This window comes from Roseomonas sp. SRI_022 (assembly GCF_057586215.1).
The window spans coordinates 65,520-87,477 of record NZ_JBYCZL010000003.1; the positions used below are offsets into that span (position 1 = coordinate 65,520).

23 protein-coding genes are annotated in these 21,958 nt (G+C 70.0%); 13 read left to right on the forward strand and 10 right to left on the reverse strand.

Annotated elements, in window-relative coordinates; all coding sequences use genetic code 11:
• Nucleotides 1-85 precede the first annotated feature (85 nt).
• Nucleotides 86-244 (forward strand): hypothetical protein, encoded by a 159-nt coding sequence (locus AC2YHJ_RS03550; protein ID WP_487394003.1) that lies wholly within the window; start codon nucleotides 86-88, stop codon nucleotides 242-244.
• Entirely contained in the window at nucleotides 241-1,143 is a 903-nt protein-coding gene (locus tag AC2YHJ_RS03555) for a TauD/TfdA dioxygenase family protein (RefSeq protein WP_487394004.1), read from the forward strand. The genes AC2YHJ_RS03550 and AC2YHJ_RS03555 overlap by 4 nt, the downstream gene beginning before the upstream one ends.
• Nucleotides 1,144-1,354: 211 nt before the next feature.
• Here the strand turns inward: AC2YHJ_RS03555 and cysK are convergent, their stop codons facing one another.
• Complete coding sequence (gene cysK, locus AC2YHJ_RS03560) at nucleotides 1,355-2,314, reverse strand: cysteine synthase A (RefSeq protein ID WP_487394005.1); 960 nt, start codon at nucleotides 2,312-2,314, stop codon at nucleotides 1,355-1,357.
• 176 nt (nucleotides 2,315-2,490) lie between these two features.
• On the opposite strand from cysK, the gene AC2YHJ_RS03565 reads away from it, so the two are divergent.
• Nucleotides 2,491-2,940, forward strand: coding sequence for an RrF2 family transcriptional regulator (locus AC2YHJ_RS03565; RefSeq protein ID WP_487394006.1), 450 nt, complete (start codon nucleotides 2,491-2,493; stop codon nucleotides 2,938-2,940).
• A 313-nt stretch (nucleotides 2,941-3,253) separates the two neighbouring features.
• On the opposite strand, the gene cobA is transcribed toward AC2YHJ_RS03565, so the two are convergent.
• Entirely contained in the window at nucleotides 3,254-4,069 is an 816-nt protein-coding gene (gene cobA / locus AC2YHJ_RS03570) for a uroporphyrinogen-III C-methyltransferase (RefSeq protein ID WP_487394007.1), read from the reverse strand.
• A gap of 659 nt (nucleotides 4,070-4,728) precedes the next feature.
• Here cobA and AC2YHJ_RS03575 point away from each other — a divergent pair.
• Genes AC2YHJ_RS03575 through AC2YHJ_RS03585 form a run of 3 tightly spaced genes read left to right on the forward strand, consistent with a single transcriptional unit; the run spans nucleotide 4,729 to nucleotide 8,047 of the window.
• Nucleotides 4,729-5,958, forward strand: a complete 1,230-nt coding sequence (locus tag AC2YHJ_RS03575; RefSeq protein ID WP_487394009.1) for an acyl-CoA dehydrogenase family protein — start codon at nucleotides 4,729-4,731, stop codon at nucleotides 5,956-5,958.
• Nucleotides 5,955-6,920 carry a Bug family tripartite tricarboxylate transporter substrate binding protein gene (locus AC2YHJ_RS03580; RefSeq protein ID WP_487394010.1) on the forward strand — a complete coding sequence of 322 codons (966 nt, stop codon included), beginning with the start codon at nucleotides 5,955-5,957 and terminating at the stop codon, nucleotides 6,918-6,920. The genes AC2YHJ_RS03575 and AC2YHJ_RS03580 overlap by 4 nt, the downstream gene beginning before the upstream one ends.
• 20 nt (nucleotides 6,921-6,940) lie before the next feature.
• Entirely contained in the window at nucleotides 6,941-8,047 is a 1,107-nt protein-coding gene (locus AC2YHJ_RS03585; protein WP_487394011.1) for an LLM class flavin-dependent oxidoreductase, read from the forward strand.
• 48 nt (nucleotides 8,048-8,095) lie between these two features.
• On the opposite strand, the gene AC2YHJ_RS03590 is transcribed toward AC2YHJ_RS03585, so the two are convergent.
• The 4 genes from AC2YHJ_RS03590 to queG all read right to left on the reverse strand — a co-directional run bounded on the left by AC2YHJ_RS03590 (nucleotide 8,096) and on the right by queG (nucleotide 10,917).
• Nucleotides 8,096-8,563: a YybH family protein gene (locus tag AC2YHJ_RS03590; RefSeq protein WP_487394012.1), complete on the reverse strand. Its 468-nt coding sequence runs from the start codon at nucleotides 8,561-8,563 to the stop codon at nucleotides 8,096-8,098.
• Between the two features lie 61 nt (nucleotides 8,564-8,624).
• Nucleotides 8,625-9,182 (reverse strand): VUT family protein, encoded by a 558-nt coding sequence (locus AC2YHJ_RS03595; RefSeq protein WP_487394013.1) that lies wholly within the window; start codon nucleotides 9,180-9,182, stop codon nucleotides 8,625-8,627.
• Complete coding sequence (queC, locus tag AC2YHJ_RS03600; RefSeq protein ID WP_487394015.1) at nucleotides 9,179-9,883, reverse strand: 7-cyano-7-deazaguanine synthase QueC; 705 nt, start codon at nucleotides 9,881-9,883, stop codon at nucleotides 9,179-9,181. The genes AC2YHJ_RS03595 and queC overlap by 4 nt, the downstream gene beginning before the upstream one ends.
• Nucleotides 9,880-10,917 (reverse strand): tRNA epoxyqueuosine(34) reductase QueG, encoded by a 1,038-nt coding sequence (queG, locus tag AC2YHJ_RS03605; RefSeq protein ID WP_487394016.1) that lies wholly within the window; start codon nucleotides 10,915-10,917, stop codon nucleotides 9,880-9,882. The genes queC and queG overlap by 4 nt, the downstream gene beginning before the upstream one ends.
• A 75-nt stretch (nucleotides 10,918-10,992) precedes the next feature.
• Between queG and AC2YHJ_RS03610 the strand changes: the two genes are divergently transcribed.
• Nucleotides 10,993-11,382, forward strand: a complete 390-nt coding sequence (locus tag AC2YHJ_RS03610; RefSeq protein WP_487394017.1) for a VOC family protein — start codon at nucleotides 10,993-10,995, stop codon at nucleotides 11,380-11,382.
• Between the two features lie 12 nt (nucleotides 11,383-11,394).
• Here the strand turns inward: AC2YHJ_RS03610 and queF are convergent, their stop codons facing one another.
• Genes queF through AC2YHJ_RS03630 form a run of 4 tightly spaced genes read right to left on the reverse strand, consistent with a single transcriptional unit; the run spans nucleotide 11,395 to nucleotide 14,462 of the window.
• Nucleotides 11,395-11,868 (reverse strand): preQ(1) synthase, encoded by a 474-nt coding sequence (queF, locus tag AC2YHJ_RS03615; RefSeq protein WP_487394018.1) that lies wholly within the window; start codon nucleotides 11,866-11,868, stop codon nucleotides 11,395-11,397.
• Complete coding sequence (gene tgt / locus AC2YHJ_RS03620) at nucleotides 11,865-12,992, reverse strand: tRNA guanosine(34) transglycosylase Tgt (protein WP_487394020.1); 1,128 nt, start codon at nucleotides 12,990-12,992, stop codon at nucleotides 11,865-11,867. The genes queF and tgt overlap by 4 nt, the downstream gene beginning before the upstream one ends.
• Nucleotides 12,989-14,041 carry a tRNA preQ1(34) S-adenosylmethionine ribosyltransferase-isomerase QueA gene (gene queA, locus AC2YHJ_RS03625; protein ID WP_487394021.1) on the reverse strand — a complete coding sequence of 351 codons (1,053 nt, stop codon included), beginning with the start codon at nucleotides 14,039-14,041 and terminating at the stop codon, nucleotides 12,989-12,991. Before queA ends, tgt begins: the two co-directional genes overlap by 4 nt.
• A gap of 46 nt (nucleotides 14,042-14,087) precedes the next feature.
• A complete protein-coding gene (locus tag AC2YHJ_RS03630) occupies nucleotides 14,088-14,462 on the reverse strand; it encodes a hypothetical protein (protein WP_487394023.1) in 375 nt (124 codons plus the stop codon).
• 231 nt (nucleotides 14,463-14,693) lie between these two features.
• Here AC2YHJ_RS03630 and AC2YHJ_RS03635 point away from each other — a divergent pair, with 231 nt between their 5' ends.
• Genes AC2YHJ_RS03635 through AC2YHJ_RS03660 form a run of 6 tightly spaced genes read left to right on the forward strand, consistent with a single transcriptional unit; the run spans nucleotide 14,694 to nucleotide 21,951 of the window.
• On the forward strand, nucleotides 14,694-15,764 hold the full coding sequence (locus AC2YHJ_RS03635) for a TRAP transporter substrate-binding protein (RefSeq protein ID WP_487394025.1): 1,071 nt from the start codon (nucleotides 14,694-14,696) through the stop codon (nucleotides 15,762-15,764).
• A complete protein-coding gene (locus AC2YHJ_RS03640) occupies nucleotides 15,761-16,396 on the forward strand; it encodes a TRAP transporter small permease subunit (protein WP_487394026.1) in 636 nt (211 codons plus the stop codon). Before AC2YHJ_RS03635 ends, AC2YHJ_RS03640 begins: the two co-directional genes overlap by 4 nt.
• Complete coding sequence (locus AC2YHJ_RS03645) at nucleotides 16,393-17,757, forward strand: TRAP transporter large permease (RefSeq protein ID WP_487394027.1); 1,365 nt, start codon at nucleotides 16,393-16,395, stop codon at nucleotides 17,755-17,757. The genes AC2YHJ_RS03640 and AC2YHJ_RS03645 overlap by 4 nt, the downstream gene beginning before the upstream one ends.
• Nucleotides 17,758-17,777: 20 nt before the next feature.
• A complete protein-coding gene (locus tag AC2YHJ_RS03650) occupies nucleotides 17,778-19,847 on the forward strand; it encodes a hydantoinase/oxoprolinase family protein (protein ID WP_487394029.1) in 2,070 nt (689 codons plus the stop codon).
• The gene (locus tag AC2YHJ_RS03655; protein WP_487394030.1) at nucleotides 19,847-21,475 is read left to right on the forward strand and encodes a hydantoinase B/oxoprolinase family protein; all 1,629 of its coding nucleotides are present in this window, start codon (nucleotides 19,847-19,849) and stop codon (nucleotides 21,473-21,475) included. Before AC2YHJ_RS03650 ends, AC2YHJ_RS03655 begins: the two co-directional genes overlap by 1 nt.
• A complete protein-coding gene (locus AC2YHJ_RS03660) occupies nucleotides 21,472-21,951 on the forward strand; it encodes a MaoC family dehydratase (protein ID WP_487394031.1) in 480 nt (159 codons plus the stop codon). Before AC2YHJ_RS03655 ends, AC2YHJ_RS03660 begins: the two co-directional genes overlap by 4 nt.
• The last annotated feature ends 7 nt before the right edge of the window (nucleotides 21,952-21,958 follow it).

Below are 21,958 nucleotides of genomic sequence, written 5' to 3' on the forward strand. Positions count from 1 at the left end.
TCTCGCTCACCCTGCGTGCCATTGGCAGCGGCGCCGTGCTGCTGGCCGTGCTCGCCGCGGCGGGCCTGTTGCGGGTGCATGGCTCATGATCAGCATGCTGTTCGTGCCGGCGCTCAAGCCCGGCGCCCTGGCCTGGCTTGGCGCCATTCTTGCCGCCGCGGGCGGGGTCGCCCTTCATGTGCTCTATCCGCCGCGGGACCCGGCGATCACGGAGGCGCTGCTCCTCGCGGCGGTGCACCCGTGAGCGCCGTCTGGAAGGAACCGCAGCCCAGGACCACGGCGCTGCACGAGGGCTTCGGCGTCGCGCTGGAAGGCGTGTCGGTCCGTCCCGACGCCGCGGATTCCGTATTCGACGGTCTGCGCGACCTGGTCGCGACGCATGGTCTCGTCGTGCTGCGTGATCAGGTGCTGCCGCCGGGGGCGCAGGCGTTGGTGACGCGTCGGCTCGGCCGGCCCGAGATCCACGCCCTGGACCATGCGCGCCACGTCGAACAGCCGGAGATCGTGGTCGAGGGCAATGCCGATGCGCCGCAGGGCCTCGGGGATGCGGGCCTCGCCTGGCATGCCGACCTGACCTGGCGGGCGGCGCCGACGCGGCTGTCGCTGCTGCGTGCGGAACATCTGCCGGCCGCGGCGGGGGAGATCCTGTTCGCGCATCAGGGCCTCGCCCATGACAGGCTGGATCCCTGGCTGCGCTGGCGCATCGAGTATCTGGAAGCCGAGCACGACCACGACCGGCGCTGCCGCGGTGATGCACCGGGCTGGCGCGCGCGACCGCCGCTGGCCGGCTCGCTGCGCGCGGCGCATCCGCCGGCGTCGCATCCGGCGGTGCGGCTCGATCCCGCCACCGGGCACCGCAGCCTGTTCGTGAATGAGGGGACGACGACACGCCTGCTCGGCGTGCCGGCCGAGGAGGGGGAACGGTTGCTCGCGCGCCTCTTCTCCGCCGCGACGGATCCGGCGGTCGTCTATCGCCATCGCTGGGGGCCGGGCGACCTGCTGCTGTGGGACAATGCGGTGCTGCTCCATCGCGTTGTCGCCTCGGCTCCCGGCGAGGTGATCCGGCTCCATCGCAGTGCCGTCTGCGGGGAGAGGCCCGTCGGGCCGCTCTCCGTGGCGCAGCCTTGGGTGGTGGCCGGTTAAGGCAGATCGTGATCGGGCGGTATCGCTCGGTCGGGCGAAGATGCCAGCCGTTGCCGCGAGCCAGGGCAAATGGAAACGGCTCGAGGGCTCCGCCTGCCGCCGGCGGAGCGGCCTGCCATCCGGTGGGCCGTGACTTGGCGGCCGTGTGAAGGACGTTTCCTCCCGAAACCTTCGGCCGGGATCTCCGTGCGGGATCCCGGCCGCCTTTTCGTCAGAGCCCGGCGAAAAGGCGCGTCGAGAGATAGCGTTCCGCGAAGGACGGCGCGATGGCGACGATCAGCTTGCCTGCCATCGCCGGTTCACGCGCGACCTCGATCGCCGCCGACAGGGCGGCGCCGGAGGATATGCCGACCGGCAGCCCTTCCTCCCGCGCGCAGCGGCGTGCTGTCTCCAGCGCATCGCGTTCCGATACGCGCATCACCGCGTCCAGCCGCTCCAGTTCCAGCACGGCCGGCTTGAAGCCTGGACCGATGCCCTGGATGTCGTGCGGGCCGGGATCATCGCCGGACAGCACCGCGCTTTCCGCCGGCTCCACGCCGATCACGCGCAGGCCCTTGCGGCGCGGCTTCAGCGCGCGGGCGATGCCGGTCAGCGTGCCGCCGGTGCCAAGGCCGCCGATGATGGCGTCCACCTCGCCCGACGTGTCCACCCAGATCTCCTCGGCGGTGGTGGCGGCGTGGATGTCGGGGTTGGCAGGATTGTCGAACTGCCGCGGCATCCAGGCGCCAGCCGTCGCGGCGAGGATGGCCTCGGCGCGGGTGATGGCGCCGGACATGCCGCGCTTTGCCGGGGTCAGTTCCAGCTCCGCGCCCATCAGGCGCATCATGCGGCGCCGTTCGATGCTGGCACCATCCGGCATGACGACGATCAGCCGGTAGCCCTTCGCCGCGGCGACGAAGGCGAGCGCAATGCCGGTGTTGCCCGACGTCGGCTCGACCAGCACGGAGCGGCCCGGCGCGATCAGTCCCTCGCGCTCGGCCGCTTCGACCATCGCCAGCCCGATGCGGTCCTTCACCGATCCCAGCGGGTTGAAGAATTCGAGCTTCAGCGCGATCCGCGCGGCCAGCCCCTCCGCCGCGGCGATGCGCGGCAGCAGCACCAGCGGTGTGCCGCCGACGGTTTCGAGGATGCTGCCGAACAGCCGCCCGCGTGGCGGGGCGAGTTCGGCCATTGCGGGCGGTTTCGCGGTCGCGCGTCGGCGCCGGGCGTTTCCATCAGCCATGCGTCAGGCTTTATCACGTCCGGCAGCGCGGGTTCAGGGGGTGGGGCTGCCATGACAGCTCGCATTCCACGACAGAGGGTTGTAGAGATTGCGGCAACTCTCGTTGGGAGGATTCGGGGAACGCCATGCTCCTGCGTCGCGACCGGGCGTTGACCGCCATTGCCATCATGCTGGACGTTGCCTTCCACGCCGGCCGCACCGGTGAACTGGTTGCCGCGGCGGAGATCGCCGATCGGCTCGGCGCCGCGCGACGAGGCGTGGAGCCGGTGTTCCAGAGTCTCTCTCGCGCCGGATTGCTGGACAGCGTGCGCGGACCGCGCGGCGGCTATCGCCTGGGGCGGCGGCCGCGCGAGCTGCGCCTGTCCGACATCGTCGCCTCGGTCCAGGACGAAGCCGACCCGCCGCGCGACCTCGCCGGCCGGCTGCAAACGGCGGTGCTGGGACCCTTGTGGCGCGAACTCGAGGTTGGACTCCAAGCCCGCCTGGTGGGCATCACGATCGAGGACCTGCTGCGGCGGGCACAGGCGGCCGGCCTCAAGCGCGCCATCGTCGAACCGCTAAACTTCGCCATCTGATCGCGAGGGTTAACGGCGCGGTTCTACGTCAGCGCTTGGAGGCGGATTGCACGGCGGCCAAGGCGAGGTCCGCCAGGGCGCGCCACGGTGGCTGGTCGGCCTCAGTGGTGCTGCCGAGCGGAAAGACAGCAACCAGCGACGGCGAGGGTTGGTCGGGCACAGGGCCGCGCCACTGCGCCCGGCAGTCGTTCGACCGCACGCCGCGCGGCGGCCTCCGCGAAGCTGTAGGCCGCAAGCAGATCCGGTGTGAGCGTCAGCGAGGCGCCGAAGGCGAGCGTCGGCGCTCAGGCCTGCCTGGCGGCATCGCGGCTGGTCACGATGCGCGGGCAGCGCCCTGAACGTCCGGCACCCTCTGCGGCAGCGAAGCTCCGAGGGCACCGCCCAAAGCGGCAACCTGTCCGATCACCACCAGGGCCGGCGTCGGGGTTGCGGCGCGCCGCACCGCGAGCGTGCAGGAGCCGAGCGTGCTCGCCAGCGTCGACTGGCCGGGCAGAGAGGCCTGCGAGATGACCGAGACCGGCGTGTCGGCCGGCAGCCCTGCCGAGATCAGGCGCACCGCGATCTGATCGAGGCACGACAATGCCATGAAGGCGACCAGCGTGGCACCGCTGCGCGCCAGCGCATCCCAATCGACGGAGGTCGGCAGGTTGCCGCTTTCGTCATGCCCGGTCACGAAGGTCGCCGCGCTGGCGATACCGCGATGGGTGACCGGAATGCCCGCCGCCGCCGGGGCGGCGGTGCCCGAGGTCACACCGGGCACGACGCGCCAGGGGATGCCGGCATCGGCAAGGGCTTTCGCTTCCTCCCCGCCGCGGCCGAACAGGAACGGGTCGCCACCCTTGAGGCGCACGACGCGCTGCCCCGCCCGCGCGCCCGCGATCATGCGGGCGATGATCGCTGATTGCGGCGTCGCCGGCGCCGCCTTGCGCTTGCCGACGGCGATGATCGTGGCCCCCGCGCGGATCAGCCGGAGCACGCCGCGCCCGGGCAGCGCGTCATGCAGCACGAGGTCGGCGCGACGCAGCGCATTCGCGGCCCGCAGTGTCAGCAGTTCCGGATCGCCTGGGCCGGCGCCGACGAGCCAGACTTCGCCCGGATTTGGGCCGTCGGTTGCTGCGAGGAACGTCATGGCGGCGGGTCCCATGGGGTCATTGAGGGGACATCCTGCCGTACCCAAAACACGATCAACAAGCGTGAGAAAACCCATCCATTCCTGCTCATTGGCGCAGCGCAGGGCTTCTGCCTCGCGCCGGCGCGGGGAAATGATCGGCTCCCGGCGCGCGCGTCCCGAATCAGGAAGGCCAGTAAGGAGATGCGCGCGAGTGCATGTGATCCGCCGTTCCGGCCCGGAGTTTCACGGTGTCGGACGACCGCTGCCGCCCAAGCCGTTCTCCGGAACCCTGTCAGGCGAGGAGGCTGCGCGCCACCAGGTGCTCCAGGCATAAAATACTTTCAATAATCGTTTTATATTTGACTCCACGATCTATGAGTGTTGCAAGTTGCGCGCGGCCAGGACGCAACCCGACGAGGACCACGAGACGATGATCCGCACCAGCATCGCGACATCCAGGACGCATCGGGCCGCCAGCCCGTGGTGCTGCGCCCCGGGCTCGATGCGGTGCCGCTGCCGGCCCGCCTGAAAGCCGCTGACGTCTCCATTCCCGACAGCACGCCGCGCCCGGAGCTTCGACCGGGCCACGCCTCGCAATCAGCAGCAGAGGACCCTTGCGCCATGACGCAGATGAATCACGACAGCGGCCGCGTGAACGCGGGCGCGGAGCGACACCGATGAATGCGGGCCGTATCCTCGCCTTCCACGGGTCTGCGGCAGGCCATCGTGTGGCCGGCGCCACGACGACAATGCGTGGGCTCGACACGCTGACACCCACGCTAGATGCCATCGCGACGGCCGCCGCGCGGCATGACCGCGACGGCACCTTTCCGTTCGACAGCATCGAAAGGCTGCATGCGGCGGGCATTCTGTCGTTGACGGTTCCGGCCGCGCTCGGCGGCGGCGGGGCAGGGCTCGGGTTGGCAGCGGAGGCCGTCACGCAGGTCGGCGAGGCCTGCCCCGCGACGGCCCTCGTGCTTGCCATGCAGTTCGTGCGGCAGGCGGCCATCGCGCGCAGCGCGGCCTGGCCGCTGGAACTGCGCCAGCGCATCGGGCGGGATGCCGTCACCACGGGTGCGCTGATCAATGCGCTGCGCGTCGAGCCCGAACTTGGTTCGCCCACGCGCGGCGGCCTGCCGGCCACGGTCGCGCAGCTGCGGGCGGGGCATTGGTCGATCAGCGGCCGCAAGCGCTACGCCACCGGCGCACCGGGGCTGCGCTGGATGGAAGTGCTCGCCCGCACGGAGGAGGAGGTGCCGCGCATCGGCGTCTTCCTGGTCCCCGCCGATGCGCGCGGCGTCGAGGTCGCCCCGGCGTGGAACCATCTCGGCCTGCGCGCTTCCGGCAGCCAGGACGTGGTGTTCACCGATGTGGCCGTGCCGCTCGACCACGGCATCGGCCTGGTGCCGGCCGCGGATTGGGGGCGGCCGGATGCGGTGCAATCAGCCTGGACGACGATACTCGTCGCCGCGGTCTATACCGGCGTCGCGCGCGCGGCCCGGCGTTGGATCCTCCGCTTCCTGCATGATCGCGTGCCGGGCAGCCTCGGCGCGCCGCTCGCCACCCTGCCGCGCGTGCAGGAGGCGGTCGGCGAGATCGAGGGCCTGCTGGCCGCGAATGCGCGCATCACAGAGGCGGTCGCCTTCGCCACCGATTCCGGCCACCCGCTGACCGCGACGGAAAGCGGTCTGCACAAGGTGACGCTCGCCGACAATGCGGTGCGCGCGGTGGAGCGTGCCGTCGCCCTCGCCGGCAACCACGCGCATGACCGCACCCTGCCGCTCGAACGGCATTGGCGCGACGTGCAATGCGCGCGCGTCCACGTGCCGACCGCCGATGCCGCGCATCTCGCGGCCGGGCGCCTCGCCCTTTCACATGCCCAGCAATCCGGGAGCCTTTCGGAATGACCCTTCTTCGCCCGTCGCGCCGCGCGCTGTTCGCGGCCACCCTCGCGCTGCCGTCCATCGCGCGGGCCGCTGAACACTTCCCCTCGCGCCCCATCCGTTATGTCTGCCCCTTTCCGCCAGGGGCGACGAACGACAACGTCTCCCGCACCATGGCGCGCGCACTGCAGGCGCGGCTTGGCGTGCCTGTCGTGGTGGAAAACCGCGCCGGGGCAGGGGGCGCGGTCGGGGCGCGTTTTGTCGCCGACAGCAGGCCCGATGGTTATACGCTGCTGAATGCCTCCGCCGGCAACCTGACCATCGCGCCGCATCTGTCCAACGTCGGCTATGATCCACTGCGCGCCTTCGCGCCGGTCGCTTCGGCCGGCGAAAGCTACAGCATCGTCGCTGTGAATCCGTCCCTGCCGATCCAAAGCCTGGCGGAACTCGTCGCCTATGGTCGCGCCAATCCGGGCAAGCTGAACTATGCCTCGGCGGGGATCGGATCGGCGGGGCATCTGCGCGGCGCGCTTCTGGCCGATGAGGGTGGCTTCGAGGCCGTGCACGTGCCCTTCCCGGGCAGCGCACCGGCAGCCACCAGCGTGGTGACCGGCGACTGCCATGTGATGCTCGATCCGATCACGGCGCCGCATGTCGTGGCGGGGCGGCTGCGCGCTGTCGCTACACTTGGTGAGGATCGCTGGGACGCCTTCCCGGATCTGCCGACCGCGCTCGAACAGGGCACCGGCCGGAGCTGGCCGTCGGGCGGCTGGTTCGCGCTGTTCGCGCCGGCCGGCACGCCGCCGGAGGTCGTCGCGCGGCTCAACGCCGCCTTCAATGAGGCGCTGGGCGAAGCCGAGATCGCCGCGGCGCTGCGCCGCTTCGGGCTGCGACCGGAAGCGCTGACGCCCGAACAACTCGGCGCCCGCGTCGCCGCCGACCACGCCGCGACCGGTGTCGCGTTGCGCCGCCTGTCCATCGCCTGACGCATTGGGGTCATCGCATCATGACGCATCATCCGCTCGAGTTCATCGGCATGATCTCCCACCGGAAATCATCCGAGATCCATCCGCCTTCCGGGCCGATCCTCGATCCCGACTACGTCGTGCGCTTCGCCCGCGCGCATGAGGACGGCGGCTTCGACCGCGTCCTCGTCGCCTGGCATTCCACGCATCCGGACACGCTGCTGGTCGCAAGCCATGCGGCGGCCAACACCACGCGCATCGGCTTCATGGTGGCGCATCGGCCCGGCTTCATCGCGCCGACGCTCGCCGCGCGGCAATTCGCGACCTTCGACCAGTTGAGCCGTGGCCGCGCGGCGATCCACATCATCACCGGCGGCAATCCGGCCGAGCAACAACAGGATGGCGACTTCCTCGACCACGGGCAGCGCTATGCGCGCAGCGACGAATATGTCGGCCTGCTGCGCCGCGTCTGGACCAGCGAGGCGCCGTTCGACCATGACGGGACGCATTACCGGCTGCGCGGCGCGTTTTCTGAGATCAAGCCGGTGCAGCAGCCACATATCCCGATCTTCTTCGGCGGATCCTCCGACGCGGCGATCGAGGCCGCCGGCCGCCACGCCGATGTTTATGCCTTCTGGGGCGAGACGCTGGACCAGGCGCGCGAGACCATCGCCAAGGTGCGCGCCAGCGCCGCGCGGGCAGGGCGCGACCCGACGACGATCCGCTTCAGCCTGTCCGTCCGCCCGGTGCTGGGCGATACGGAGGAGGCCGCCTGGGCGCGGGCGCGCGACATCCTCGACCGTATCCGCGAGCTGCGCGGCGATCGCTTCGGCAAGGCTAATCCGAAGCCGGAAAGCGAGGGGTCGCGCCGCCTGCTCGCTGCCGCGTCGGGCGGGGCGGTGCGCGACAAGCGGCTGTGGACCGAGGTCGCCGCCGCGGTCGGCGCGGGGGCGAATACCACCGCGCTGGTCGGCACGCCGCTGCAGGTGGCGGAGGCGCTGGCGGACTATCACGCGCTCGGCGTCTCGACCTTCCTGATCCGCGGCTTCGATCCGCTGGAGGATGCGATCGCCTATGGGCGGGACCTGCTGCCCGCGACACGCGCGGTCATCGCGGCGCGCGCCGCCGGGACCAGGGTGGCGGCGTAGAGCGCCGCCACGCCGTTCGGGCGCCACTTGCGCGGCGGCGCCCGAACCTTACCGCGCCTTGATCGGCCGCTTGCCGTGGCTGTCCTGTGGCACGCCGCGGCCGAGCGACATGTGGCTGTGCACGCCGAGCCAGCGCCCATCCGGCTGCTTCTGCAGCACGATGGTCGCCCGGCCGGGGCGGGGAAATTCCGTGCCGTCCTGATGCCACCCCGTGCTGGTCCAGGGCAGGATCGCCACCGCCATGGACCCGTCGCCGGACAGCAGCACCTCGGTATTCGCGGCGTCGAGGGTGAAGTCCTTGGTGCGCGGCCAGACATTCGACCACTGCGTGTCGGTCCAGGTCTGACGGCTACGCACCAACTCCTGATAGGTGCCGAAGATGACGATGTCGTCGTGCCAGAAGGAGTAGGCGCTCTTGAAATCCACCTCGCGCACGCAGACGAAGAAGCGCTCGAGCCAATCGATGATCTCGGCCCGGGTCGCAGCGTCGGCGGAGGGGATGGGAAGGTTGGTCATGCTCGATGCATCCTTTGGGGCATGCGCAACCTGAAGGGCGTCAGGCCGGGTTGGTCAATGGTCAGGCCGGCTGGATGCCGAGCCGCGCATCGCGCCGGCGGAGCAGATGCACGAAGGGCAGGGCGATCAGCATCATCCAGGCCTTGCCGACGACTTGGCCGGCCAGGAAATCCAGGCTGCCGAAGGCGAGCCAGAGGAAGGCGACGGAATCCACCAGCAGCCCGACCGCGCCGCTCGCCGCCACGGCGAGCACCAGCCCGCGCTTCTGCAGCGGCGTGTAGACGGCGAGGTCGGCGAATTCGCTGAGCAGGAAGGCGACCGCCGAGGCCAGCACCAGTGACGGCGGCGCGAGGAAGGCCGACAGCGCTGCGCCAGCCAGCACCGCGCCGGCCGCGAAACCGAGGCCGAGCCGCCGCTGCACCAGGTCCCGCAGCACCAGCGCGAGGCCGATCATCAGCACGCCCGACGGCGCCATCAGCCCCGGAGCCACTGGCACCAGGCAGGGCCCGTTCGGCACGCAGACGGTCCCGGCATGGCCGATCAGCCAGTTCGCAGCAGGAATGCACAGGCCGAAGCCGATCAGGGCGAGCACACCCTCGGCGCGCGGGGTCAGGGTCATAGTCTCTCCGCCACGAAATCCTGCCAGCCCTTGGCGCGCAATTCGCAGGCCGGGCAGGTGCCGCAGCCGAAGCCCCAGGGGTGACGGTGGGTTCGGTCGCCCAGGTAGCAGGAATGGGTATGCGCGACCACCGCCGAGACCAGCCCCTCGCCGCCAAGCCGTTCCGCCAGCCGCCAGGTGTCGCCCTTGGATAGCCACATCAGCGGCGCTTCCAGAACGAAACGGCGCTCCATGCCGAGGTTGAGCGCGACCTGCAACGCTTTGATCGTGTCGTCGCGGCAATCCGGGTAGCCGGAGTAATCCGTCTCGCACATGCCGCCGACGATGCGTCGGATGCCGCGCCGATAGGCGAGCGCCGCGGCAAAGGTCAGGAACAGCAGGTTGCGGCCGGGGACGAAGGTGTTGGGCAGGCCGTCCTCGCCCATGCGGATCTCGGCATCCCGCGTCAGGGCAGTGTCGGAGACCTCCCCAAGCGCATCGAGCCGCAGCGTGTGATCGGGGCCGAGCCGCGCCGCCCAGTCGGGCTCGATGCCGGGGATGGCGGCGCGGAAGGCGGCGCGACAATCGAGTTCCACCCGGTGCCGCTGGCCGTAGTCGATGCCGAGTGTCTCGACATGGCGGAAACGGTCCAGCGCCCAGGCGAGGCAGGTGGCGGAATCCTGCCCGCCGCTGAACAGCACCAGGGCTGCGTCGTCCCTCATCCGGCCTCCTCCAGCCTGACCGCCGCCCAGCGCGCGGCCTCCGCGACCACCGGGTCGGGGTCATCCGCGAGCGTCTGCGCGACGGGGCGCAGCGCAGCATCGGCCGAATTGCCGATCGCCACCAACACGTTCCGCACGAAGCGGTCGCGCCCGATGCGCTTGATCGGGCTGCCGGAGAACAGCGCGCGGAAGCCGGCATCGTCCAGCGCGGCGAATTCGGCGAGCAGCGGCGCGCGCAGCGCATCCCGCGGCGCGAAGGCCGGTTCGGCATGCGCCCGCGCGAACTTGTTCCACGGGCAGACGGCCAGGCAGTCGTCGCAGCCATAGATGCGGTTGCCCATCAGCGGGCGAAGTTCGGGGTCGATCGGCCCGCGATGCTCGATGGTCAGGTAGGAGATGCAGCGCCGCGCATCCAATTGATACGGCGCGGGGAAGGCCGCGGTCGGGCAGGCATCGAGGCAGGCGCGGCACGACCCGCAATGATCGACCTCCGCCGCATCGGCGCCGAGATCAAGGGTGGTGAAGACCTCGCCGAGGAATAGCCACGACCCCAAGCCACGCGAGACGAGGTTGGTGTGCTTGCCCTGCCAACCGAGCCCAGCGGCCTGGGCGAGCGGCTTCTCGGCGACCGGGGCGGTGTCCACGAAGACCTTGATGCCGGCGCCCGGCCAGGTCTCTGCCATCCAGCGGCCGAGCGCCTTCAGCCGCTTCTTAACGAGGTCATGGTAGTCACGGTTGCGGGCATAGACGCTGACCGTCGCGCGGTCCCGCTGCGCCAGGGTTTCCAGCGGGTCCGAAGCGGGGCCGTAATTCTGGCCGAGCACGACAACCGAGACGGCCTCGGGCCACAGTGCCTGGGGATGGGCGCGCTGCTCTGCGCGGTCCGCCATCCAGCCCATCGACCCGTGCCGGCCCTCGGCGAGGAAATGCAACAGGCGCGCGCGCACCTCGGGGGCGAGATGGGCGCGGGCGAAGCCCACGGTGTCGAAGCCGAGGGCAAGGGCCTGGGACTGGATGGCGGGGCGAGGGTCCATGGTCGAAGTCCGCTTCATAGCGCAGTCGCGCCGCGCGGTCTGGCCCTTCCGTACCCGCCGCGCGAGACTGGCCTCATGCGCGCCCTGAGCCATATCCGCCAGATCGACTACACCGTGATCTTCGCACGCGACCTCGCGGCGATGCGGCACTTCTACGGGGAAGTGATGGGGTTCGCGCTCGAACGGCAACTTAGCGAGCGCTGGTTCGAATATCGCATCGGCGCCACCATCCTGGCGCTGACGACGCATGGCGGGCGCTTCGACGACCCGCCGCCCGCAAAGGGCGCGTTGTCCGTCCAACTGGCCTTCCGCGTGCCGCCGCCGATGGTCGCGGCCTGCGTGGCGGAACTGGAAGCGCAGGGCGTGGCGCTCGTCTCGCCGCCGACCGACCATGCATTCGGCCACCGGACGATCTTCTTTCGCGACCCGGATGGCAATGTGATCGAGATCTACGCGGAGATCTGATCGTACGGCCTCTCAGCCGCGCCCGCGATAGGGCTGCACATCCTGCGGCGGGATCCACACGCCCTGCGGCGCATCGCCCGACTGCCAGAACACGTCGATCGGGATGCCGCCGCGCGGATACCAATACCCGCCGATACGCAGCCAGGCCGGCGCCAGCAGGCCGACCAGCCGCTGCGCGATGTCGAGCGTGCAGGCCTCGTGGAAGGCGCCGTGATTGCGGAAGGAAGCGAGGTAGTTCTTGAGCGACTTGCTCTCGACGATCCATTGGCCGGGCACGTAGTCGATCACCAGATGCGCGAAATCCGGCTGTCCCGTCAGCGGGCAGAGCGAGGTGAATTCCGGCGCGGTGAAGCGCACGCAGTACCGGAGCGACTGATGCGGCGCGGGCACGCGCTCGAGCAGCGCTTCCTCCGGGTTTGTCGGCAGGCGCGTGGGCTGGCCGAGCTGCGTCAGGCCGGAATAGTCGTGGTCGGGGGCGCTGCTCATGCCGCCTTCTCCTGCTCGCCGTTGCGCCAGCCGGCTTCGAGCCGCGCTGCGGTCTCCGTGAAGTTCCCCGCGAGGATGGCGCGGCGCAACTCCGCCATCAGGTCCTGGTAATACTGGATGTTGTGCCAGGTCAGCAGCATCGGCCCGAGCATCTCCCCTGCCTTGAACAGGTGATGGATATAGGCACGCGAATGCCGCGTGCAGGCCGGGCAGTTGCAGTCCGGATCGATGGAGCCGCCGTCATCGGCATGCCGCGCATTGCGCATGTTCAGCATGCCGCGGCTTGTATAGGCACGACCGGTGCGCCCCGACCGCGTCGGCATCACGCAGTCGAACATGTCGATGCCGCGGGCCACCGCGCCCACGAGATCCGACGGCGTGCCCACACCCATCAGGTAGCGCGCCTTCCCGGACGGCAGAAGCGGCATGGTGGTGTCGAGCACGGAGAACATCATCTCCTGGCCCTCACCGACTGCGAGGCCGCCCACGGCATAGCCCTCGAAGCCGATGCCGGTCAGCGCATCCACGCTTTCCGCTCGCAAGCCCGGATAGGTGCTGCCCTGCACGATGCCGAACAATCCATGGCCTTCGCGTTCGACGAAAGCCGCACGGCAGCGCGCCGCCCAGCGCATCGACAGCCGCATGGACTCCGCCGCCTGCGTCTCCGTCGCCGGAAAGGGCGTGCATTCATCGAGGCACATGGTCACGTCGGCACCCAGCAGATGCTGGATCTCGACGCTGCGTTCGGGTGTCAGGCGATGCTTCGATCCGTCGATGTGGCTCTGGAAGGTCACGCCCTGCTCGTCCATCTTGCGCAGGCCGGACAAGGACATGACCTGGAAGCCGCCGGAATCCGTCAGGATCGGACCGTGCCAATCCATCATCCGGTGCAGCCCGCCGAGCCGCGCGACGCGTTCCGCCCCCGGCCGCAGCATGAGGTGATAGGTATTGCCGAGCACCATGCGCGCGCCGGTCGCGCGCACGGCATCGGCCGTCATCGCCTTCACGGTGCCGGCCGTGCCGACGGGCATGAAGACGGGGGTCGGTACCTCCCCATGCGCCGTGTGCAGCGTGCCGGCGCGGGCGGCGCCGTCGGTGGCGGCCTTGGTCCAATGCAGGGTCATGCCGCGCGCTCCAGCAGTGTCGCATCGCCATAGGAGTAGAAGCGGTAGCCCCGCGCCACGGCGTGCGCATAGGCGGCCTTCATCCTGTCGGTGCCGGCGAAGGCGCAGACCAGCATGAACAGCGTGCTCTTGGGCAGGTGGAAGTTCGTCATCAGCAGATCGGCGGTGCGGAAGCGATGGCCCGGCAGCAGGAAGATGTCGGTCAGGCCACGGAAGGGATGCAGCCGGCCGGCCTCGTCCGCCGCGCTTTCCAGCAAGCGCAGCGCGGTGGTGCCGATGGCGACGATGCGTCCGCCGTTCGCCCGTGCGGCGTTGATGGCGGATGCCGCCTCGGCGCTGACCTCGCCCCATTCGGCGTGCAGGCGATGCGCGCGCGGGTCGTCACCGCGCAGGGGCAGGAAGGTCCCCGCGCCGACATGCAGCGTGACCGTCGCGCGCGCCACGCCTCGTGCGGACAGCGCCGCCAGGACCTCCTCCGTGAAGTGCAGGCTGGCGGTGGGGGCCGCGACGGCGCCGGGCTGGCGGGCGAAGATGGTCTGGTAGTCGGCGGTATCCTCCGGGCGAGGCCCGTCCGGACGGTCGATATAGGGGGGCAGGGGGATCTCGCCGGCGGCTTCCAGCGCGGAGGCCAGGGCCGCCTGGTCGGGCCCGAAATCGAGCAGCGCCGCACCGCCTTCGGGTGCGCCGACCACCGTCGCGGCGCAGGCTTCCGCGCCCTCGATGGCGATGACGTCGCCGGCGCGCAGGCGCCGGGCATTGCGGATCAGCGCATGCCAGACGCCGCCGCCCTCGGCGCGGTTCAGCATGACCTCGATCCGCGCCTGGCCGCGCCTTGCGTGCAGGCGGGCGGGGATCACGCTGGTGTCGTTCACCACCATGATGTCGCCGGGGCGCAGCAGGCCGGCCAGGTCGCGCACCCCGGCATCCGTCATGCCTTGCGACCCGACCACCAGCATCCGCGCCGCGTCGCGGGGGCGCGCGGGGGACTGTGCGATCAGCTCATCGGGCAGGTCGAAGTTGAAATCGGCGGTGCGGAGGGGGGCGGTCACAGGCGGCGCGGTAGCCCGCGCCGCCTCTGGGCGCAACCGGCCGGGCTCAGTTGCGCCGGCGGTGCATCTGGAAAGTGCGGATACATTGTGGGCCGGTATAGGTGGCGGTCATTTCCGACCCGCTCACCTGGCCCTGCCAGCGATTGGCGCCGCTGGCGACGTCGAAACTGCCATTGGCCTGTATCGGGCCGTTGAATCTGACGCCGGAACGGGTGTCGTAGTCGAAATTGATCTGGCCGCCCTGGATGGTGAAGCGGCGATCCATCGTGTCCGCTCCGCAGGCGGTGCCCCGGCCGCGCCGCTGCGTCAGCGTGCCGGTACCGGACCAGGTGCCGTCGAACGCCGTCGTGGCCTGGATCGGTTGCAGCGGGCGATCGGACGGGGCTGCAAGGGCGAGAGCCAGCATCAGCAGGCCGTGCATGCGAAATTCTCCTCGCTGGTCCGGACGTCCGGCGATCCTAATGCAAAACGATCCGAAAATGCAGCGAACGGCGCACCGAGGTGCCACCCGCATGGGCAGGCCATGCCGTGACCGGCAGCAGCCAACGGCCAGGCCGCGAAGATGGCTTCCCGGGCGCCCCTCGACGGATATTCCGCTGCATGGTCGAGTATCACGAAGGCTGGACCCACCGGCCCAAAGCAGGAGGTTTCTATGCTGCGACATGTATTCGCCGGAATGGTCGGCGCAGCGATGATGTCGGTGACCGCCCATGCCCAGGCCCCGAGCCTGCCGGCCGGGCCGCCGGTGCGCGTCGTCGCCGTCACCCAGCCCCTGCCGACCCAGCCGCAGTATACGCGCGTCGACCAGCCGATCCTGCGCGATGCCACCGGCCAACGCAGCGGCGGGCGGGTCCAGGTCACGCTGGCCACCCATGCCGAACGCAGTCTCGCCGGCAATGAGATCGTGCGCCTGGTCCGGTCAGGCCAGGTGGAGATCGGCGCCGGCACGCTGACGACCCTGTCGGGCGACGTGCCGATCCTGGATGGCGTGGACCTCGCGGGCCTCGCGCCCGACATCAGCGATGCGAAGCGCATCGCCGAGGCGATCATCCCGGCAGCCAACCGAGACCTCGAACGCTTCGGGGTGCGGCTGGTGGCACTCTACCCCTTCCCGGCGCAGGTGGTGTTCTGCCGGGCGCCGTTCAGCAGCCTGGCGGACCTGCGCGGCCGTCGCATTCGCACCTTCGGCAACTCGCTGGTCGATTTCTTCACCGCCCTCGGCGCGCAGCCGGTCAGCATCGGCTTCCCGGAGGTCTATTCGGCGCTGGAACGCGGCGTGGTGGATTGCGCCATCACCGGCAGCGGGTCGGGTGCGGCGGCACGCTGGCCGGAAGTGACCACGCATATCTCGGCCCTGCCGGTGTCCTGGGCGGTGGCGGGCTACATGGTGAACCTCGCCTGGTGGAACCGACTCGACCCGCAGGTCCGCACCTTCCTGGAAGCGACGATGAAGGAAGTGTCGGACGCGCAATGGGCGCTTGGCGAGGCGGCGACGCGCGACGGCATCGACTGCAACATCGGTCGCGCCGCCGAATGCCGCATCCACACCGTCGCGCCGCGGCCGATGACCGAGGTGGCCCCGAGCGACGCCGACCGCGCGGAGGCGCGCCGCATCTTCCGCGAAGTGGTGCTGCCCGGCTGGGTGCGCCGCTGCGGCGCGCGCTGTGGCGAAGTCTACAATGAGGTGATCGCGCCGATTTCCGGCGTGCGTTTCGGCGGGTGAGCGGCGCGGCCGGCGCCTCGCCAGCGCCGCTCGTGGCGGTCCGCGCGCTGCGGCGCGCGGTCGCCGCGGCGGCGGCGGTCATGGCCCATGTCGCGGGCTGGGCCTATTTCGTCTGCGCGCTGTTCATGACCTTCGACATCGTGGCGCGCGCCTTCTTCGGCTTTTCCTCCCAGGCGACGGTGGAAGTCACGGGCTACACCCTGGCGGGGGGCATCGCCTGGGCGTTGGCGCATACGCTGTTCCGCCGGGCGCATATCCGCGTCGATGTCTTCGTGAACCGCCTGCCGGTGCGGCTGCGCGCGCCGTTGCATATCTTCTCGCTCGCGCTGCTGACGGTTCTGGCGGTGCTGATCGTCTGGGCGGCGTGGGACCTCGTGGCGGAGAGCGAATTGTTCAACGCGCATGACAATTCGGCCCTGCGCATCGAGATGGTGTGGCCGCAGGGCATCTGGGCCTTCGGCATCACGACCTTCGCGATCGCCTGCGTCGTGCTGCTGCTGGAATCCGTGCTGGCGCTGCTGGCGGGGCAGGGGGGCGCGCTCGACGGCCTACTCGGGTCACGCACGCTGGAGGACGAGACCGAGGAGGCGCTCGAAGCCGTCGCCATGGCGCATGAGGGTGAACACCGTTGATCGCGATCGTCTTCTTGCTGGCGCTGCTCGGCGTCACCGTCTTCGCCGCGGCGACGACCGGCCAGGCCCTGCCGGTCGCCGAGATCCTGATGCTGACCGGTGTCTTCGTCATCTTCTTCGGCTCCGGCGTCTATATCGCGGCCGTGCTCGGCGCGCTCGGCGTGCTGACGGGATTCCTGTTCTCCGACCGGCCCTGGTGGACCTTCCTCGGCCAGACGCTGTGGGCGCCGTCCTCCAACTTCGTACTGGTGGCGGTGCCGTTATTCCTGCTGATGGGGGAAATCCTGCTGCGCGCCGGGCTGTCGGACCGGCTGTACCGCGCCCTGAATGTCTGGCTGAACCGGATGCCGGGCGGGCTGCTGCACACCAACATCGTCTCCTGCGCGGTGTTCTCGGCGATCTCCGGTTCCTCGGTCGCGACGGCCGCGACGATGGGCTCGGTGGCGCTGCCCTATTTCCAGGACACCAAGTACAGCCAGCGAATGGTGCTGGGTTCGCTTGCCGCCGGCGGGGCGCTGGGCAACCTGATCCCTCCCGGGATCACCTTCATCATCTACGGGCTGATCACCGAGACATCGGTGGGGGCGCTCTACATCGCCGCGTTGCTGCCCTCGATCCTGGTGACGGGCCTCTTCATCCTCGTCATCCTCGCGCATGGCCTGCGCAACCCGATGGACCGGCCGCCGCCGCTGCCGATGGCCGAGAAGCTGCGCGCGCTGGTCGACCTGCTGCCGACCATGATGCTGATCCTGCTGGTGCTCGGCTCGATCTATGGCGGATTGGCAACGCCGACCGAAGCGGCGGCACTCGGCGTGGTGGGGGCGGCGGGCTTCGCGGCCTTGGAGGGGCGGCTGAACTTCCGCATGCTGAACGCCTCGGCCGAGGCGACGGCCCGCAACACGGCGCTGCTCGGGCTGATCCTGTTCGGCGCCTATCTGCTCAACTACATCCTGACCACCATCAACGTGCCGCAGGCGCTTGCCGCGCTGATCGCCGGGCTGCCGATCCCGCCCTGGGGCATCATGCTCTGCATCATCGCGCTCTATGTCGCGCTCGGCACCTTCATGGAGGGTTTCTCCATGATCATCACCACGGTGCCGGTGGTGTTCCCGGTGGTGGTGGCCCTTGGCTACGACCCGATCTGGTTCGGCGTGATCGTCACCATGCTGGTGGAGATTGCCCAGATCAGCCCGCCCGACGGGACGGTGATGTACGTGCTGCAGGGCATGCGCAGCAAACCTGGCCCAATCACTGATGTCTTCGTGGGCGTCATGCCCTTCCTCGGCGTCTACCTGCTGGCGGTGGCCATTCTGATGGTCTTTCCCGGGTTGGCGCTGTGGCTGCCCGCCGTCATGAACTGACCAATTCCGGGACATTCCGCGTGACACTCACCGACACCGCGCGCCCTGTGCGCATCGCCGTCGATATCGGCGGCACCTTCACCGACCTTCAGGTCCTCGACGCCCGGCACGGCATCGCGCAGGCCTGGAAGACGCCGACCACGCCGGAGGACCCGTCCATCGGCTTGCTGCGCGGTGTCACCGAAGCCGCGGAACGCTTCGGCTTCGCGCTGGTCGATGTCGGGCTGCTGCTGCACGGCACTACCATCGCGACCAATGCGGTGTTGGAGCGGAAGCTTGCCAAGGGCGTGCTGCTGACCACCGCGGGCTTCGAGGATGTGCTCGAAATCAACCGTCACGTCCGGCGCGACATCTATGGCCTTACGCCGGAACCCTTCCCGACGCTGATCCCGCGCGACCGGCGGCTCGGCGTGCCGGAGCGCATGCGCGCCGACGGTAGCGCCGAACTGCCGCTCGATGAAACGGCGATCCCGGCGCTGGTCAAGCGCATCGCGGCCCTCGGGGCCGAATGCGTCGCCGTGTCGCTGCTGCACGCCTATGCCAATCCGGCGCATGAACAGCGACTTGCCGAACTCCTGCGCGCCGCACGTCCCGATCTGCCGGTGTCGCTGTCGTCGGAGATCTCGCCCGAGATCCGCGAATACGAACGCACATCGACCACCGTGCTGAACGCGCTGCTGGTGCCGGTGGTGAAGGCCTATCTCGATCGGCTGGAAGCGCGGCTCGGCGAGGGCGGCTTCCACCCGCTGGTCTTCCTGGTGCAATCCAATGGCGGTGTGTGCAGCCTGCGCATGGCGGCGGAACAGCCCGCACGGCTGCTGCTGTCGGGGCCTTCGGGCGGCACGCTCGCGGCGGGCCGGCTCGCGGCCCTGCTGGCGCGGCCGAACCTGGTCGCGGTGGATATGGGCGGCACATCCTACGACGTGTCGGTGGTGCAGGGCGGGCGCGTGTCGGTCATCACCCAGGGCGAGATCGACCGGCTGCCGGTGCGCCTGCCGATGGTCGAGATGCGCACCATCGGCGCGGGCGGCGGTTCCATCGCCGCGGTGGATGCGGGTGGGCGGTTGACCGTCGGGCCACGCAGCGCCGGCGCGCGGCCGGGGCCGGTGGCCTATGGCCGCGGCGGGGCCGAGCCGACCGTGACGGATGCCAATCTCGCGCTCGGGCGGCTGGATCCGGACTTCTTCCTCGGCGGCATGATGAAGCTCGACATGCCGGGTACGCGCGCCGCACTTGAGGCGAAGGTCGGCGCGCCGCTCGGCCTTGGCGTGGAACAGGCGGCCGAGGGCGTGCTGACCGTGACCAACGCCAATCTCGGCGCGGCGATCCGCCTGTCGTTGTTCGAGAAGGGGCTCGATCCGCGCGATTTCTGCCTGCTGTCCTTCGGCGGCGCCGGCGGGCTGCATGCGACCGAGGTAGCGGGCGAACTTGGCATGGCGGAAGTGGCTTTCCCGCGCGAGCCGGGGACGCTGTCGGCCTATGGCATCCTGTTCTCCGACCTGACGCAGGACATCGCGCGCACGCGGCTGCTGCGCGCGGTTCCGGCGCAACTGCCGCAGATCGGCGCCGCGGTGGCTGCCCTGCGCGCCGATGCCGATGCGCGCCTCGCCGAGGACGGCATCGCGCCGGAGCGGCGGCGCATCATCATCGCGGCGGACATGCGCTATCATGGCCAGGCCTTCGAACTGCTGATCCCCTGGGGCGAGATCGCCACACCGGGCGAAGCCGATCTCGCCGCGCTGGTCGAGGCCTTCCACGCCACCCACCGCCAGCGCTTCTCCTATGCCAATCCCGAGGAGGCGGTGGAGATCGTCACGCTGCGTGCCATCGCGACGGGGCTGCTCGACAAGCCCGAACCCGGCGATCCGCCGCCGGCCGACCGGCCCGCGCGCAAGGGCGCGCGCCGCGTCTTCGAAGGCGGCGACTGGCGTGACGTGCCGGTGTGGGACCGCGACGCGCTGCGCGCCACCGACACCATCGAAGGCCCCGCCGTGGTCGAGGAAGCCTTCGCGACCCATTGGATCGCGCGCGGCTGGACGGCGCGGCTCGGCGCCGCCGGGACGCTGATCGCGAAGAAGGAGGCGGCGTGATGCTCGGACCCATCGAGATCGAGGTCATCCGCAACGCGCTGACCGCCGCCGCGGCCGAGATGGACATCACCATCTGGCGCACCAGCCGCTCGACCACCGTGCGCGAACTGCTCGACTACTCGACGGCGGTCTTCGATGCCGAGGGCAACAACGTCGCGCAATCGGCACGCATCCCGCAGCACCTGAATTCCATGGGTGCGGCGCTGCGCACGCTGCTCGACCGCTTCGTCGATGCGGCGGACTGGGACGAAGGCGATGTCGTCATCGCCAACGACCCCTATTGCGGCGGGCAGCACCTGAACGACGTGCTGGCCTTCAAGCCGGTGGAACATGACGGCAAGCGCATCGCCTATGTCGGCACGCTTTGCCACCACATCGACATGGGCGGGATGGCGCCGGGCTCCTATGCCGCCACGGCGACCGAAGTGTTCCAGGAAGGCCTGCGCATCCCACCGCTGAAGCTCATCGAGAAGGGCGTGCTCAACCAGGCGATCTGGGCGATGATCGGCCAGAACGTCCGCAAGCCCGGGCTGATGCTGGGCGACCTGCAATCGCAACTCGCGAGCCTTGAGGTCGGCGCGGCGTCGATCAAGCGGCTCGCCACGCGCTACGGCGCGGCGGCACTGATCGAGGCAACCGGGCGCATCCTCGACATGAGCGAGACGGCGATGCGGGCGGCGATCCGCGCCATGCCGGATGGCCGCTACGAGTTCGAGGATTTCTTGGACGATGACGGCGTGACCGGCGATCCGGTGCGGCTGCACGCCGTGCTGACCGTGGCGGGGGACACGATCGAGGTGGACCTGACCGGCTGCGCTGACCAGCAGCGCGGCCCGATCAACTGCACGCCTGCCATGTCGAACTGCGCGGTCTACTACGCGATCATCGCCGCGACGGATGGCGCGATGCCGGCCAATGCCGGTTGCTACCGGCCGGTGCGCATCATCCATCGCGAGGGCAGCGTCACGTCGTGCCGCGCGCCGGCCTCGGTCGCGCATCGGGTCGCCGTGTCGCACCGCCTAGCGAATGTGATGTTCGGCTGCCTGCACCAGGCGCTGCCGGACCGCATGCCGGCCGCCTACTACGGCGGGTCCTATGTCGCGACCTTCCAGACCGAGGCCGAGGACGGCGGGCGAGAGGTGCTGGTCGAGATCGAGATCGGCGGCACCGGGGCGAGCCCGGCCAAGGACGGTGTGAACGCCTGGTCCTTCGGCATGCACAACAACTCCAACATCCCGGTCGAGATGATCGAGAGCCAGATGCCGCTGACCATCACCCACTACGGGCTGGTGCCCGGTTCGGGCGGAGCCGGGCAGCATCGTGGCGGGCTGGGGCTGGTACGGGAATGGCGGCTGGACAGCCCTGCCGGCGTGTTCACCGCGAACATGGATCGCTTCCGCTTCCCGCCCTATGGCCTTGCCGGCGGGCAGCCGGGCAGCCTGGGACGCCTGTTGCGCGTCCGCGACGGCGTCGCGACCCCGATCGCGCCGAAGTCGGATGCGGTGCGGCTGCTGAAGGGCGACGTCGTGCGGTTGGAGACCTCGGGCGGCGGCGGCTTCGGCGATCCGGCGGCGCGCGATGCGGCGAATGTCGCGCGGGATCGCGAACTCGGCTACCTGGGGGCATGACCGCTTTCGATCCCGCCGCCCATCGCATGGTCCCCACGCAACGTTGGTTTGAGGATTTCACCCTCGGCGAGCGCTTCGTCCTGCCGAGCCGCACCATGACGGAGGCGATCTTCCTCGCCTTCCAGGCGGCATCCGGCGACAACCACCCGGTGCATTACGACGCGGAATACTGCCGCGCGCGAGGCATGCCGCACATGCTGGCGCATGGCTTCCAGGTGGTGATCCAGACCGCGGCAGGGGCGGGGATGTTCCCGCATCTGGTCGAGGAATCGCTGAAGGGCTTCCTCGACCAGTCCTCCCGCTTCCTGCATCCGGTCTTCGTCGGCGACACGCTGTATGCCGCGCTGGAGGTGGATGAGGTGACGCCGCAGCGCACGACCGGCGTGATCGGCCTGCGGAGCACGGTGCACAACCAGAAGGGCGAGCTGGTGATGGATGGCCGGCAGCGATACCTGCTGCGCCGCCGTCCTGCCTGACTTCACG